Here is a 15,002-nt window from a genome sequence, read left to right as displayed (position 1 = left end):
CCTTAGCCGGCCGCCGCGCAGATCCCGGCCACCGCGTCGCGGATCAGCGCCAGCTCGGCCGGGGCGCTGAAGCGGTGGTCGGCGCCGCGCACCAGCGTCAGGCGGATATCCGGCCCCTCGGCATGGTCCAGCAGCCGCAGCGCATCCGCCATCGGCACATCCGCATCGGCAGTGCCTTGCAGGAACCGCACCGGCATCGGCAGCGCCAGCCGCGAGGCAAAGACGCTGTGCTCGGCGCCCTGCCGGAACAGGCGCTCGGAGAACACGTAATCCTCGCCATAGTCGCTGGGCCTCGTGACATGGCCGTCGCGCGCCAGCGCCGCGCGGTCGGCCTCGGTGAACTCGCCCTGCATCCGCAGGGTGAAATCCGGCGCTGCGGCAATGGTGACCAGCCCCGCCCACCGCTCGGGCCGCTCGCGCGCCAGCAGCAGCGCCAGCCAGCCGCCCAGCGACGAACCGACCAGCACCTGCGGCCCCGGCGCCAGCGCATCGATCAGCTCGCGCGCATCCTCGAGCCAGTCGCCGACCCCGAAATCTTCGACCGCGCCGCCGCTTTGCCCGTGGCCGGACAGGTCAAAGCGCAGCATCGCCCGCCCCTGCTCGCTACACCACGCCTGAAGATCGACGGCCTTGGTCCCGCCCATGTCCGACTTGAACCCGTGCAGGAACACCACTCCGGGCCCCTGCCCCTCGACCCGCTCAAACGCCAGCAGTCGCCCCGTCACCGCCTGAAACATCCCGAACTCCTTCTTCATCATCCAAATATCCCGCGGGGTCCGGGGCGCGCAGCTCCGGTCTCCACGCAGCAACCCCTCGCCACATTGACAGCAGCCGCCCTAGCCTGCAAAGCAACCCGATAACCCGCAACCGGGCGTTCCGTGGGCGCCAGACCGACGAGGAGCCGACATGGCCGACCAGATCTCCCTCACCTTTCCCGATGGCAGCGTCCGCGACTATCCCGCCGGGACCACGGCGGCCCAGGTCGCGGCGTCCATTGCCCCCAGCCTGGCCAAGAATGCGATCAGCGCCACGCTGGACGGACGCCACATCGACCTGGCCTGGCCGCTGACCGAAAACGGCGCCATCGCCATCAACACGATGAAGGACGCCGCCCCCGCGCTGGAACTGATCCGCCACGATCTCGCCCACGTCATGGCCCGCGCGGTGCAGGAGCTGTGGCCGGACGTCAAGGTCACCATCGGGCCGGTGCGCGACTTCGGCTGGTTCTACGACTTCGACCGCGAGGAGCCTTTTACCCCCGACGATCTCGGCGCCATCGAGACGCGGATGAAGCAGATCATCGCCGCGCGCGACCCCGTGCGCACCGAGGTCTGGGACCGCGCCCGGGCGCTTGCCCATTACGAGGCCGCGGGCGAGCCCTTCAAGGTCGAGCTGATCCACCGCATCCCGGCGGGCGAGGACGTGCGGATGTACTGGCACGGCGACTGGCAGGACCTGTGCCGCGGTCCGCATCTGCAGCATACCGGGCAGCTGCCGGCCGATGCCTTCAAGCTGACCCATGTCGCCGGCGCCTACTGGCTGGGCGACAACACCCGGCCGATGCTGCAGCGCATCTATGGCGTCGCCTTCCGCAACCGCGACGAGCTCAAGGCCCACATGACCATGCTGGAAGAGGCCGCCAAGCGCGATCACCGCAAGCTGGGCCGCGAGATGGACCTGTTCCACATGCAGGAAGAGGCCCCGGGCCAGGTGTTCTGGCACCCCAACGGCTGGAGCATCTACACCACGCTGCAGGACTACATGCGCCGCCGCCAGCGCGCGGGCGGCTATGTCGAGGTGAACACCCCGCAGGTGGTCAGCCGGAAATTGTGGGAAGAATCAGGGCACTGGGAGAACTACCAGGAAAACATGTTCATCGTCGAGGTCGACGAGGATCACGCCAAGACCAAGACCGTCAACGCGCTGAAGCCGATGAACTGCCCCTGCCATGTGCAGATCTTCAACCACGGGCTGAAATCCTATCGCGACCTGCCGCTGCGCATGGCCGAGTTCGGGTCCTGCAACCGCTATGAGCCCTCGGGCGCGCTGCACGGGATCATGCGGGTGCGCGGCTTCACCCAGGACGACGCGCATATCTTCTGCACCGAAGAGCAGATCGAGGCGGAAACCAAGAAGTTCATCGAGTTCCTGGCCGCGATCTATGCCGACCTCGGCTTCGAGGGCTGGCGCATCAAGCTGTCCACCCGCCCCGAAAAGCGCATCGGTTCCGACGAGAGCTGGGACCGGGTCGAGGCGGCGCTGGGGAATGCCTGCCGCGCCGCCGGCTATGACTATGAGCTGTTCCCCGGCGAAGGCGCCTTCTATGGCCCGAAGCTGGAGTTCGTGCTGCGCGACGCCATCGGCCGCGACTGGCAATGCGGCACGCTGCAGGTGGACCCGAACCTGCCGGAACGGCTGGGCGCGGAATATGTCGGCGCCGACGGCGCCAAGCACCGCCCGATCATGCTGCACCGCGCGGTGCTGGGCAGTTTCGAGCGCTTCATCGGCATCATGATCGAGAACTCGACCGGCAAGCTGCCGTTCTGGCTGGCGCCGCGGCAGGTGGTGGTGGCCTCGATCGTGTCCGACGCCGACGATTACGTGCATGAGGTGGTGGCCGCCCTGAAAGCCGCCGGCATCCGCGCCGAGGCCGACACCCGCAACGAAAAGATCAACTACAAGGTGCGCGAACATTCCGTCGCCAAGGTGCCGGCAATCATGGCGGTGGGGATGAAAGAGGTTGCCGAGCGGACCGTCTCGATCCGCCGGCTGGACCGGCAGGGCTCCGAATCGCTGCCGTTCGACGAGGCGCTGGCGGCGCTTGCGGCCGAGGCCACCCCGCCGGATCTGCGCGGCTGATCGCGGATTCCGGCGCCGCGCAGGCGTCGCTGTTGCAGGGGGGCTGTCTGCCCCCCATCGCCTGCGGCGACTCCCCCCGAGGATATTTCTGACCGCCCGAATCTCCAGCTGTGTTTCGGTCGATCCAAGGGGCTTGAGCGCGCCCGGAAAACAATCCGGTGGATTGGTTCAGCGAACGAGGTCGCGGCCGTGGTCGGGGCTGGCCCCGGCTGGGGCGCGCGGCGCCGGCGGAAAAGCGCGCGTGGGGCGGTCTTCCCGGGGTTGCGCTTGAAATCTGCGCTTGCGTTTGCGAGCGAATCGTTCATCCTCTCATCCGCGTGAGCGATACTTTCTACCGCCTCCCTTCACGGGGCAGCCGGACTGCGAAAGGGCTGCTCGGCCCGGACGGCAATCTCGCCGCCGGGATACTGAAGGAGACAGGGTCATGGCGACCGGCACCGTCAAATGGTTCAATGCCACCAAGGGCTACGGCTTCATCGCGCCCGACGATGGCGGCAAGGACGTGTTCGTCCATATTTCCGCGGTCGAGCGGGCGGGGTTGACCGGCCTGAACGACAACCAGAAGATCCAGTACGAGCTGCAGTCGGGCCGCGACGGCCGCGCCTCGGCGTCGGATCTGCAACTGCTCTGATCCCGGAACCGCAGGGCCTTCCGGCCGCGGGGCGCCGCCGCGCCCGCGCTGCCGCCTGACGCGACGGCCTGCGGCAGCGCAGGCCGTTTTCCATTGCAGTCCCGCCGCATCCGCCCTTGCCGGCCGCGCCAGCCCCCCCTGCACCGCCGATCTCCTGCACCCCAAGCCTGCACCCCCGGGCCTGCAGTCCCGACATATGCAGAGGCGCGGATCAGGTTGGGGGCGCCGCCCGCACCCCTCCCCTTTTGATCGCATCGGTTCCGCCATGCCGCCTTTCAACCTTGCCGAACATGTCCTGACTGCGGGGCTGGCCACGCCCGACCGGCTGGCGCTGGCGGTGATCTCGCCCAGTCGCGCCGACCGCTGGTCGCACGCGCGGCTGCGCGCGGCGGTGCTGGGCGCGACCACCGGGCTGCACGAGCGCGGGCTGCGGCCGGGCGAGCGGGTGCTGCTGCGCATCGGCAACGAGCCGGCGTTTCCCGTCGCCTATCTGGCCTGCATCGCCGCGGGCATCGTGCCGGTTCCCACCTCGGCGATGCTGACCGAGGCCGAGATCACCCGCATTTCCAGCGACATCCGCCCGGCGCTGGTCATCGCAGGCGCGGGCGTGCCCCTGCCCGCCGACGCCACGCCGCGGCTGTCCGCTGCCGAGCTTGCCGCGATGGCGAGCCTGCCCCCGGCGGATTTCCAGCGCGGCGACCCCGAGCGGCTGGCCTATATCGTTTATACCTCGGGGACCTCGGGGCGGCCGCGGGCGGTGATGCATGCGCATCGGGCGATCCTGGCGCGGGCGATGATGTTCGAGGGCTGGTACGGCTTGCGCGCCAGCGACCGGCTGCTGCACGCGGGCGCCTTCAACTGGACCTTCACCCTGGGCACCGGGCTGATGGACCCCTGGACCCTTGGCGCCACCGCGCTGATCCCGGCCGAGGGCACCGCGATCGAGCAGATCCCGCTGCTCACGCGGCGCCACGGCGCCAGCATCATCGCCGCCGCGCCGGGGGTGTTCCGCCGGATGCTGCGCGCCGACTGGGCCACCCTGCCCGACCTGCGCCACGGGCTGGCCGCCGGCGAGCGGCTGGACCCCGAGCTGCGCCGGGCGTGGCAGGCCCGCACCGGCACCGACCTGCACGAGGCGATTGGGATGTCGGAATGCTCGACCTTCCTCTCCGGCTCGCCCGCCCGTCCGGCGCCCGAGGGCTCGGCCGGCTATCCGCAGCCCGGGCGGCGGGTGGCGATCCTGTCGCCCGAGGGCCAGCCGCTGCCGGCGGACGAGCCGGGTGTGCTGGCCGTCCATCGCTCTGACCCGGGGCTGTTCCTGGGCTATCTCGACCAGCCCGAGGAAACCGCAGCCAGGTTCCAGGGCGAATGGTTCCTGACCGGCGATCTTGCCGTCGCGGCTGCGGACGGGGCGATTTCCACCCTCGGCCGCGCCGACGACATGATGAACGCGGGCGGCTACCGCGTTGCCCCGGCAGAGGTCGAGGATGCGCTGGCCCCCGTCCCCGGCGCGGGCGACGTGGCGGTGACGGAATTGCCGGTGGCCAGCGGCGCCTCGATCATCGCCGCGTTCTGGACCGGCCCGGCCAGCGCGCAGGCGATGCGCGAGGCCGCGGAAGCCTCGCTCGCCCGCTACAAGCAGCCGCGCGAATACATCCGCATCGACGCCCTGCCCCGCACCCCCACCGGCAAGATCAACCGCCGCGCGCTGCGCGAGGTGCACCGGCCGGGATAGGTCGCGCGGGCTCAGTCGGGAAAGCGGATCGCCTCCATCGGGTATTCGACCAGCGCCTGCAGCGGCTGGTCGCCATCCTCGGCAAAAGCGAACACGTGCAGCGCATCGTTCTGCAGCACCAGCCGGCAGAACCGCCCCTCATGCGCCAGCGCAGCCGGACATTCGGCCAGGTCGGCGTGTTCCACCGTTGCCTCGAACACCTCATAGGTCAGCACCGCCATCGGCCGCACCCGTGGCGCCTCGTGGTGGATCGCGCCCGAGACCCCGGCCGTCTGCGGGCCGGTCTTGACCTCGCCGGGCGCCGAGGCCAGCGCGGCCCCGGCAACGACAAGGGCGGGCAGGCAGGCAAGCCGGGTCATATGGCGGGCGACACGGGCAGGTCTGGACAGATGGCGCATGGAAACCTCGTTCAAAAACATCCGCTTCCATGACCTACAGAAATGCTAAGGATTTGCCACGGGTAAAAATGCCGCGCACCCCGCGGACCCCGGCGGATGCCCGAGGACGCTTGCCCCGCGGCCCCGGGCGGTGCATGAGGGTATCCCCGCAGACAGACCACAGGACGCCCGGATGAACCGCTTCGCCGCCCCCATCGCCGAACAGATCTGGGACATGAAATACCGCCTGCGCGCTGCCGACGGCCAGCCGCTGGACGGCTCGGTCGAGGACAGCTGGCGCCGCGTCGCCCGCGACCTCGCCTCGGTTGAGGCCGATCCCGCCGCGTGGGAGCCGCGCTTCTACGCCGCGCTCGAGGATTTCCGATTCCTGCCTGCCGGGCGGATCATGGCGGGCGCCGGCACCGGGCGCTCGGTGACGCTGTTCAACTGCTTCGTCATGGGCACCATCCCCGACAGCATGGAAGGGATCTTCCAGGCGCTGAAGGAAGCGGCGTTGACCATGCAGCAGGGCGGCGGCATCGGCTATGATTTCAGCACCATCCGCCCGCGCGGAGCCGAGGTGAAGGGGGTGGCGGCGGATGCTTCGGGGCCGCTGTCCTTCATGGACGTGTGGGATGCGATGTGCCGCACCATCATGTCGGCGGGCTCGCGCCGGGGCGCGATGATGGCGACGATGCGCTGCGACCATCCCGACATCGAAAGCTTCATCGCCGCCAAGCAGGATGCGGCCAAGCTGCGCATGTTCAACCTGTCGGTGCTGGTGACCGACGCCTTCATGGCAGCCCTGAAGGCCGATGCCGACTGGCCGCTGGTGTTCGGCGGCAAGACCTATCGCACCATCCGCGCCCGCGACCTGTGGGACCGGATCATGCGCGCGACCTACGATTACGCCGAGCCGGGGGTGATCTTCATCGACCGCATCAACCAGATGAACAACCTGGGCTATGCCGAGGAAATCGCAGCCACGAACCCCTGCGGGGAACAGCCGCTGCCGCCCTATGGCGCCTGTCTGCTGGGCTCGGTCAACCTGGCGCGGCTGATCCGCGATCCCTTCGGCCCCGAGGCCGGGATGGACCTTGATGCGCTGGACGAGCTGGTGGCGACCGCGGTGCGGATGATGGACAATGTGGTCGATGCCTCGCGCTTTCCGCTGCCCGAGCAGGCGGCCGAGGCGCAGGCCAAGCGCCGCATCGGGCTGGGGGTCACGGGGCTGGCCGATGCGCTGATGATGGTCGGGCTGCGCTATGGCGCCCCGGCCGCGGCCGAGGCCACAAGGCAGTGGATGCACCGCATCGCCCGCGCCGCCTATCTGGCCAGCGTCGAGCTCGCCCGCGAAAAGGGTGCCTTCCCGCTGTTTGATGCGGAACGCTATCTGGCCTCGGGCTTCATGCAGAAGATGGACGCCGATGTGCGCGAGGCCGTGCGCACCCACGGCATCCGCAACGCGCTGCTGACCAGCGTGGCACCCACCGGTACCATCAGCCTTTACGCTGGCAACGTCAGTTCCGGGATCGAGCCGGTGTTCGCCCACAGCTACACCCGCAAGGTGCTGCAGAAGGACGGCACCCGCACCGAGGAAGAGGTCGTGGACTACGCCGCGCAGCTGTGGCGCGAGCGCATGGGCGCCGCACCCTTCCCCGACTGGTTCGTGGACGCGCAGGTGCTGGACCCGCTGGACCACGTCGCCATGCAGGCGGCGGCGCAGGAATGGGTCGACAGCTCGATTTCCAAGACCATCAACTGCCCGGTGGATATTTCCTTCGAGGCGTTCAAGGACGTGTATCTGGCCGCCTGGGATCAGGGCTGCAAGGGCTGCACCACCTATCGCCCGAACGAGGTCACGGGGTCCGTGCTGTCGGTTGACAAGCCCGCCCCCGCACCGGCCGCGCCCGAGCTGCTGGCCGAGCCGATGGACCGCCCCGTCGCCCTGGACGGCGCCACCTACAAGCTGAAGTTCCCCGGCAGCGAGCACGCCATCTACATCACCGTCAACGACATCGAGGAAGCCGGGCGCCGCCGCCCGTTCGAGGTGTTCATCAACTCGAAGAACATGGAGCATTACGCCTGGACCGTGGCGCTGACCCGGATGATTTCCGCGGTGTTCCGCCGCGGCGGCGACGTCAGCTTCGTGGTCGAGGAGCTGAAGGCCGTGTTCGACCCCCGCGGCGGCGCCTGGATGGAGGGGCGCTACGTCCCCTCGATCCTCGCCGCCATCGGCGGGGTGATCGAGCGCCACATGATCGCCATCGGCTTCCTGTCCGGCGAGGGCGCCGCCCCCAAGACCGACCCGGTGGCCGGGGGCGCGGCCATCGCCGCCGGCCCTTCATGCCCCGCCTGCGGCGTGCCCGGGATGCGGATGATCGAGGGCTGCCTGACCTGCCCCAGCTGCGGCCATTCCCGCTGCGGGTGAGTGGGGGGATTATTGAACAACGCCTGGGCGGCCACGCTGCCCGGCGATCGGGCGGGGGCGACAGGCCCGGATTGCGCGGCGGCTGAAGCTGCCGTGCCTCGTGGACGACAGGTCCAGCGTGTTGCCGGCACAGGGCAACCCGCGAAACTTCTGCAGGTTGATCCGAACAGGGCGTGCCAGGCACGCCCCGTTTCACTTGCGCGACAGCTCAGATCGCCCCCTTCTCCATCTCGGCGGCGATGAACTCGGCTTGGCGGATCGCCAGCGCGACGATGGTCAGCGTCGGGTTTTCCGCCGCCGAGGTGGTGAACACCGACCCGTCCGACACGAACAGATTGGGCACGTCATGCGACTGGCCCCATGTGTTCACCACCCCGTCGCGCGGGTTTTCCGACATGCGGTTCGTCCCCAGATTGTGGGTCGAGGGGTATGGTGGCGTCGGCAGCACCCGCGTGGCCCCGGCGGCGCGATAGATCCGCTCGCCCACCGCATAGGCGTGGTTGCGCATCGCCACATCGTTGGGATGGTCGGTGTAATGCACGTCGGGCACCGGCAGGCCGTACTGGTCCAGCGAATTGCGGTTCAGGGTGACGCGGTTGGTTTCCTGCGGCAGGTCCTCGCCCACGATCCACATGCCGGCCATGTTCTCGTAGCCCTCCATGGCCGAGGTGAAGGCGCGGCCCCAGCCGCCCGGGTCCATGAAGGCGGCCATGAAGGGGATGCCCAGCGACAGGGTTTCCAGCTCATATCCGCCGACGAAGCCGCGGGCGGGGTCATGATGGGCCTCGTCCTGGACGATGCCGGCCATGGTGGTGCCGCGCCACATCCTGACCGGGCGCTCGAAGATGCCGTAGACCGAGCCGGTCATGTGCCGCATGTAGTTGCGCCCCACCTGCCCCGAGCTGTTGGCCAGCCCGTCGGGGAACCGCTCGGACGCCGACGCCAGCAGCAGCCGCGGGCTTTCGATCGAATTGCCCGCCACCGCCACGATCCGCGCCTGCTGGAACTGTTCGGTCCCGTCGGCATCGATATAGCGCACGCCGGTCACTCGGCCGTCATCGTCATGCTCGATCCTGGTCGCATGGCAGCGGTCGCGCACTTCCAGATTGCCGGTCGCCTCGCCGCGCGGGATGTCGGTATAAGCCGACGACCATTTCGCCCCGAACTTGCAGCCCTGAAAGCAGAAACCCGTCTGCTGGCAGGCCGGGCGTTCGTCATATTCGATCGAGTTGATGGCCATATGCCCGGTCGAGACCTTGCTGTAGCCGACCGCCTTGGCGCCCTTTTCCAGCACCAGATAGTTGTTGTTGCCCGGCAGCCCCGGCCAGTCGTTGGTGCGCGTCACCCCCAGCTTCTTTTCGGCGCGGTCGTAATAGGGTTCCAGCTCGGACAGGGTGATCGGCCAGTCCAGCAGATTGGCCCCGTCCACGTTTCCATAGGTCGTGCGCGCCTTGAACTCGTGTTCCTGGAACCGCAGCGAGGCGCCGGCCCAGTGGATCGAGGTGCCGCCCACCGCCTTGACGATCCACGCCGGCAGGTTGGCGAAATCGCGCGACACCCGCCAGTCGCCCGAGGTGGTGCGCATGTCGCCCCAGCTCAGCTGCGCGAAACTGTCCCATTCGTCGTTGATGTAATCCTCGGGCAGGTAGCGCCCGCCGGCTTCCAACGCCACGACCTTGACGCCTTTCTGCGCCAGCTCGTTGGCCAGCACGCCGCCGCCCGATCCCGTGCCCACGATGACGACGACCGAGGCGTCGTCATGGTCGAATCTTGCCACGTCCACCATGTCGTTCCCCCCTTACAGCCAGTCGATGTCGTTGAAGCCGCGGTCGATGTAGCCGCCCTTGGAAAAGCTTTCGCCTTCGTAGCCGAAGACCGGCCAGACCTCTTTCTGGTTGTAAAGCCCGGTCACCAGCCCGGCGCGGATGGTCTGGAAGAAGGGGCCGTGCTCGATCATGCGCAGCATCTCGACGCGGTCGGCCTCCCACCCTGCGGCAAGGTAGCTGTCAAAGCCGCGGCTTTGCGCCAGCTGGTTCAGGGCGGCGACGCCCTGTTCGATCATCGCGGCGCTGTCGGGAGAATCGTAGCCCTTGACGGCGATGGCATAGAAACGGTCGGCGATGCGGTCATGCGGATAGATGTCGCGCGCCATCTGGATCAGCGTCGCCATGGTTTCCGGCTTCAGCGCCGTGGTTTCCAGCGCCCAGGCCGCGTCGTGCGCGGCGACGAAGCCCGCGCCCACCACCAGCGCCGCCCCCGCCGCAAACCCGCGTGCCAGCAGGCCGCGCCGGGTCAGCCCCCTGACCGCAGGGCCAGAGGGGGAAATCGCAGTGTCGTTCATGTCAGTCCTCCCTGAATTGGTGGCCGCCCGCGCTCCGTTCCCCGCGGGCTGGCTGCCGGTCTTGCGCGGGGCCGCTACAGGTAGCGGCCGCCGCGGCGCAGGACCTCGATCTCGTAGCCGTCGGGGTCCTGGATGAAGAAGAACCGGGCCAGCACCGTGCCGCCCGGGGCGAAATCGACCAGCTTGCGGGGGTTGAGCCCCAGCGCGGTCAGCCGCGCGTGTTCGGAGTCCACGTCCTCGACCGAGACCGCCAGATGCCCGTAGCCGTTGCCCAGCTCATAGGGTTCCTCGCGGCCCTTGTTGATGGTCAGTTCCAGCTCGAAGCCGGTTTCGGCGTTCGATAGATACACGAGGGTGAAGCTGTCGAAATCCAGCCGCTCGGCCACCTTGAGGCCGAAGGCCGCGTCGTAGAACGCGACCGAGCGCGCCTCGTCCAGCACCCGGATCATCGAGTGAATCATCTTGGCCATGCCGGCATCCTTCCATCGTCCCTTCCCCCGGACTGTGGGACGGGTTCGGCGCCGGCGGGTAGCATCATCCTACGACGCGGCGATTTCCATCGCGGCGTCCTGCGGGGCCGTCTGCGGGCCGGTCTGCGTGCCGGGCCGGGCCCCGGGCTGAGCGGCCGGCGCAATCCCTGCCACCCGCCGGGCCGCGTCGCGCATCCGGGCGCCGCCGCTGCCCTGCAATTCCAGCTGCACCAGACAGGCGCAGCGCAGAAGCGAGGTGAAGTTCGCCGGCTCTCCGCCCTGTTCCAGCACCTCGGACTGCAGCGCCGACAGGAAGCCGGGCGTGGTCCGCCCCTCTTCGGCCGCGATCCGGTCGAGGATGTCCCAGAACGCCCGCTCCAGCCGGATCGAGGTGCTTTGCCCGTTCAACCGCAGCTTGCGCGTCACCGGCTGGTAACGGCGCGGATCCTGCCGCGCAAAGATTTCGCACATGGCATCGTTCCCCCACGACTCGGGGCCAGAGTAGCACGCCGCACGGCTCTGGCCACCGGGCGGGGCCGGTTTTTGTGCCGTCAACGGCCCGGGCGCCGCGGATAGACCACCTTGCCGTCGGGGGTGCGTTCGGCCCCGGGGGTGGGCGAGGCCGGGGTGATCTGCCCGAGGTCCATCAGGTGGTCGACCGGATGGCCGTTCAGCAGCAGGTGGTCGGTGATGATGCGCCGGTGGCAGCGCCACCAGACCGCCTCGGAACACATCAGCGCCAGCCGGCGGTCGCGACCCAGCCGCAGGACGTGGTCCAGCGCCTCGGCAAAGCGGCCGCCCAGCGCGTAATCGGCATAGTTGTGGAAGCTGCGCAGCCGCCACATCGCGTTCAGGTCCTCGGGCACCCCGGGTTGCAGGGCGCGGCGTCCGCCCAGCGCCGGGCAGTGCAGATAGGCGATCTGCAGCTCGGCCAGCGCGTCGGGCAGGTGGTCGATGTTGAACTGCGGATTGGCACGCGAGCGGGGAAAGCTGCGCACGTCGATCACCATCGCCACCCCGGCCTCGCGCAGCATCCGGGTGAAATCGTCCAGGCTGCGGTTGGAATGGCCGATGGTGGTGAACTGCGCCACCATCAGCCGATCCTGGTCAGCGCGCCCCCCTTGTGGGCGGCGATATGGTCGGTCTTGTCGCTTTTGATCTCGTATTGCGGGTCGTCGCGCGAAGCCCGGCGGCGGTGACCCTTGTAGTCGAAATCCTGGTGATGGACCTTGAGGATCCGGCCGGACACGCGCCCGGCCTCGGAGTTCCAGCTGACGTGATCGCCGACGGAAAATTCTGCCATGTCGCCCTCCACCAAGGGCTCAATGCCGGCCCGCGGCCGGGGTTCCGTGCGGGGCTCCGTTCACAGGCCAGTTCTTCAGCCCCGGTTCTTCAGGCCCAGTCCCAGGGCACGGTGTAGGTGTCCAGCTTGGCGCGCACCGCGGCCTCGTCGGTGCCGGGACCGCGGGCGATGCGGGCGGTCAGGCCGCGCTTGCGATCCTCGACCACCTCGGCGACGCTGGCGCCGGTGTTGCGCAGCGCGTGGTCCAGCACCCGGGCGATGGCCAGCCGCCGCAGCGCCGGCTTGAACACCTTGCCCACCGCGGTGACCGGCAGCTCGGGCAGGATCTCGATATGCTTGGGGATGGCGGCGCGTTCGTGGATATGCTCGCGGGCATGGGCGGCCAGCGCCTCGACCGTGACCTCGGCCCCCTCGCGCAGCTGCACATAGACGCAGGGCAGCTCGCCCGCAAAGGAGTCGGGCTGGCCGATGGCGGCGGCGCCCACCAGATCGGGGTGCGACAGCATCCCCTCTTCGATCTCGGCGGGGTCGATGTTGTGGCCGCCGCGGATGATCAGGTCCTTGGCGCGGCCGGTGATCCACAGATAGCCGTCGGCGTCGATCCGGCCCAGGTCGCCGGTGCGCAGGAACCGCCCCTCGGCGAACAGGTCGCGGTTCTTGTCGATCTCGGTATAGGTCGAGCCCTCGAAGACGCCGGGGTTGGCCACGCAGATCTCGCCGATCTCGTCGGTGGCGCAGTCCTGATAATCGCCGTTCACCCGGCGCAGGATGCGCACGGTGGTATAGGGCAGCGGGATCCCGACAGAACCCACCTTCTTCAGCCCGTCCACCGGGTTGCAGCTGACCAGGCAGGTGACCTCGGTCAGGCCGTAGCCCTCGGCGATCTCGACCCCGGTAGCGGCCTTGAAGCGGTTGTAGAGCTCGACCGGCAGCGCGGCCGAGCCCGAAATCGCCGTGCGCAGGCTGGAGACGTCGGCATCGACCTTGCGCTGCATCAGCGCGGCGATGGCGGTGGGCACGGTGATCAGGAAGGTGGCGTGCCAGCGCTCGATCAGCTTCCAGAAATTGCCGATCACCCCGTCGCCGCGATAGCCGGCCGGGGTCGGCATCACCATCTGCGCGCCGGACTGGATGCAGGACATCAGCACCGGATAGGCGGCAAAGACGTGGAACAGCGGCAGCGGGCACATCAGCACGTCGGTTTCGTCGAACAGCAGCTCGCCGCCCAGAAAGCCGTTGTAGATCATGCCCGAATATTTGTGCTGCGCGATCTTGGGCATCCCGGTGGTGCCGCCGGTGTGGAAATAGGCGGCGATGCGGTCCTCGGCCGGGTCGTCGAAGGTCAGCCGGTCATGGGGCTGGGCCGAGACCGCGGCCTCGAAGTTCAGCACCCTGGCCTTGTGGCGCGCCTTGACGCGCGGGCGCAGCAGCCCCACCAGCAGCCGCTTGACCCCGCTCAGATAGCGCGCGAGATCGACCTCGAGCACGGTCTGCACGCAGGGCGCCATTTCCAGCGCCGCCGCGGCCTTTTGCGCGACATCGGTCTTGGGCATGGATTTCAGCGTCACCAGCACCTTGGCGTTGCTTTCGCGCAGGATGCTGGCGATCTGCTCGGGCTCGAGCAGCGGGTTGATCGGGTTGACGATCCCCGCGGTCGCCCCGGCCAGCAGCACCGTCGGCGTTTCCAGGCAGTTGGGCAGCAGATAGGCGACCGTGTCCCCCGGCCTCACCCCCAGCGACCGAAACAGGTTCGCGGCTTCGGTGACGCGCTCGTGGAACTCGGTCCAGTTCAGCTCGCATTTGCGGCTTTTCGGGTCCGAGAGCAGCTGGAACCCCAGCGCCGGGCGCTGCGGGTGCAGCGCGCGGGTGCGGCTGAGGAACGCATAGATCGTCTTTGGCAAGGGCCGCTCGGCATAGGGCATCTCGGCCTCGATACGGTCCCGATCGGCAATGCTGGCAAAGCGCGACATCCGTTTCCCCCCTTGTTGGCGCATTCCCGAAAGGATGCGCCGAGTTCTGCCTGTTGGGCAAGTTATCCAAGGCGAAAGACTGCCGGAACGCGGCGTCAACCAGCGGGGTGTTAACAAGTTTAATTACTTGAAGCTTGTCAGGGCGCCACTCCTTCTGGTTGTTCTTTACGGAAGTGGCTCTGGACAAAGACCGACATGGACAAGCTGATTTCGCTGATCGTCGCAGGGGTGATGATCGCGCTTCCCGCGGTGATGCAGGCGGAACCGGCAATCCCGCGCCCGGCCTGGATCCGGCAGGTGTCGGGTGACATCCTGGTGCAGGCCGCCGCCCCCGGGCAGGCGCAGTGCTTCGCCACCGCCGCCGCCGAGAACAAGGCCGCCGCACAGGTGACCAGCGCCCGCCGCGCCGCCGCCGGGCTGCAGCCGCTGCGCCCCAACCCCAAGCTGGCCGAGGCCGCGGCCCGCCACGCCTGCGACATGGCGATGCGCGGGCAGATGGCGCATCGCGGCTCTGCCAGCAAGGGCCCGTCGCAGCGGGTCAAGGGGGTGGGCTACAAGCCCGCCATCACCGCCGAGAACATCGCCGCCGGGCCCTTCAGCCTGGAACAGGTGCTGCACGCCTGGAACGGCTCGGACGGGCATCTTCGCAACATCATGCTGCCGCAGGCGACGGATTTCGGCATCGGCCGCGCAGTTGCGGCCGATGGCCGCACCATGTTCTGGGCCGCGATCTACGCCGCGCCCCGGGGCCGCTAAGGGTCCCTGGGCCTGCGGGGAGGGGCTGATTCCCGCCTGCCCCGCGGCGCGCCCTGGGTCGCTGCGCGGCCATACGTCATCATGTTGCACCTGCTCAGGGGGTTTCGGACTGGCCGCGTCCTGCCACAC

At 68.7% G+C, this 15,002-nt stretch carries 13 protein-coding genes and 1 pseudogene; 5 read left to right on the top strand and 9 right to left on the bottom strand.

The genetic code is table 11. The annotated features are described in order from the left end of the window. Nucleotides 1–2: 2 nt before the first annotated feature. Nucleotides 3–758: an alpha/beta fold hydrolase gene (locus RSP45_RS00445; protein ID WP_415392800.1), complete on the bottom strand. Its 756-nt coding sequence runs from the start codon at nucleotides 756–758 to the stop codon at nucleotides 3–5. A gap of 148 nt (nucleotides 759–906) precedes the next feature. On the opposite strand from RSP45_RS00445, the gene thrS reads away from it, so the two are divergent. From thrS to RSP45_RS00430, 3 genes are all read left to right on the top strand, one after another. Further along, nucleotides 907–2,859, top strand: a complete 1,953-nt coding sequence (thrS, locus tag RSP45_RS00440; protein WP_415392799.1) for a threonine--tRNA ligase — start codon at nucleotides 907–909, stop codon at nucleotides 2,857–2,859. A gap of 424 nt (nucleotides 2,860–3,283) precedes the next feature. Continuing rightward, entirely contained in the window at nucleotides 3,284–3,490 is a 207-nt protein-coding gene (locus RSP45_RS00435; RefSeq protein WP_073066676.1) for a cold-shock protein, read from the top strand. Between the two features lie 265 nt (nucleotides 3,491–3,755). Further along, complete coding sequence (locus RSP45_RS00430; protein WP_415392798.1) at nucleotides 3,756–5,225, top strand: class I adenylate-forming enzyme family protein; 1,470 nt, start codon at nucleotides 3,756–3,758, stop codon at nucleotides 5,223–5,225. Between the two features lie 11 nt (nucleotides 5,226–5,236). On the opposite strand, the gene RSP45_RS00425 is transcribed toward RSP45_RS00430, so the two are convergent. Next, nucleotides 5,237–5,623, bottom strand: coding sequence for a hypothetical protein (locus RSP45_RS00425; RefSeq protein WP_415392797.1), 387 nt, complete (start codon nucleotides 5,621–5,623; stop codon nucleotides 5,237–5,239). A 172-nt stretch (nucleotides 5,624–5,795) separates the two neighbouring features. On the opposite strand from RSP45_RS00425, the gene RSP45_RS00420 reads away from it, so the two are divergent. Continuing rightward, on the top strand, nucleotides 5,796–8,033 hold the full coding sequence (locus RSP45_RS00420) for an adenosylcobalamin-dependent ribonucleoside-diphosphate reductase (protein ID WP_415392796.1): 2,238 nt from the start codon (nucleotides 5,796–5,798) through the stop codon (nucleotides 8,031–8,033). Nucleotides 8,034–8,241: 208 nt separating this feature from the next. On the opposite strand, the gene RSP45_RS00415 is transcribed toward RSP45_RS00420, so the two are convergent. From RSP45_RS00415 to RSP45_RS00385, 7 genes and pseudogenes are all read right to left on the bottom strand, one after another. Next, nucleotides 8,242–9,819, bottom strand: a complete 1,578-nt coding sequence (locus RSP45_RS00415) for a GMC family oxidoreductase (RefSeq protein ID WP_415392795.1) — start codon at nucleotides 9,817–9,819, stop codon at nucleotides 8,242–8,244. A 12-nt stretch (nucleotides 9,820–9,831) separates the two neighbouring features. After that, nucleotides 9,832–10,374 carry a Twin-arginine translocation pathway signal gene (locus RSP45_RS00410; protein ID WP_415392794.1) on the bottom strand — a complete coding sequence of 181 codons (543 nt, stop codon included), beginning with the start codon at nucleotides 10,372–10,374 and terminating at the stop codon, nucleotides 9,832–9,834. A 74-nt stretch (nucleotides 10,375–10,448) separates the two neighbouring features. After that, complete coding sequence (locus tag RSP45_RS00405) at nucleotides 10,449–10,844, bottom strand: VOC family protein (protein WP_415392793.1); 396 nt, start codon at nucleotides 10,842–10,844, stop codon at nucleotides 10,449–10,451. Nucleotides 10,845–11,042: 198 nt separating this feature from the next. After that, nucleotides 11,043–11,315: pseudogene (locus tag RSP45_RS00400) on the bottom strand (ribbon-helix-helix domain-containing protein); the annotation flags it as partial. 80 nt (nucleotides 11,316–11,395) lie between these two features. Then, entirely contained in the window at nucleotides 11,396–11,938 is a 543-nt protein-coding gene (locus RSP45_RS00395) for a DUF488 family protein (RefSeq protein WP_415392792.1), read from the bottom strand. Continuing rightward, complete coding sequence (locus RSP45_RS00390; RefSeq protein ID WP_415392791.1) at nucleotides 11,938–12,147, bottom strand: DUF2945 domain-containing protein; 210 nt, start codon at nucleotides 12,145–12,147, stop codon at nucleotides 11,938–11,940. Before RSP45_RS00390 ends, RSP45_RS00395 begins: the two co-directional genes overlap by 1 nt. Nucleotides 12,148–12,236: 89 nt before the next feature. Further along, nucleotides 12,237–14,117 carry an acyl-CoA synthetase gene (locus RSP45_RS00385; protein WP_415392790.1) on the bottom strand — a complete coding sequence of 627 codons (1,881 nt, stop codon included), beginning with the start codon at nucleotides 14,115–14,117 and terminating at the stop codon, nucleotides 12,237–12,239. A gap of 195 nt (nucleotides 14,118–14,312) precedes the next feature. Between RSP45_RS00385 and RSP45_RS00380 the strand changes: the two genes are divergently transcribed. Continuing rightward, a complete protein-coding gene (locus tag RSP45_RS00380) occupies nucleotides 14,313–14,873 on the top strand; it encodes a CAP domain-containing protein (RefSeq protein ID WP_415392789.1) in 561 nt (186 codons plus the stop codon). Nucleotides 14,874–15,002 lie beyond the last annotated feature (129 nt).

The organism is Paracoccus sp. SJTW-4 (assembly GCF_047716885.1).
GTDB lineage: Bacteria > Pseudomonadota > Alphaproteobacteria > Rhodobacterales > Rhodobacteraceae > Paracoccus > Paracoccus solventivorans.
Note: the sequence above shows the minus strand (reverse complement) of the source record. Positions and strands in the feature narration are given on the sequence as shown.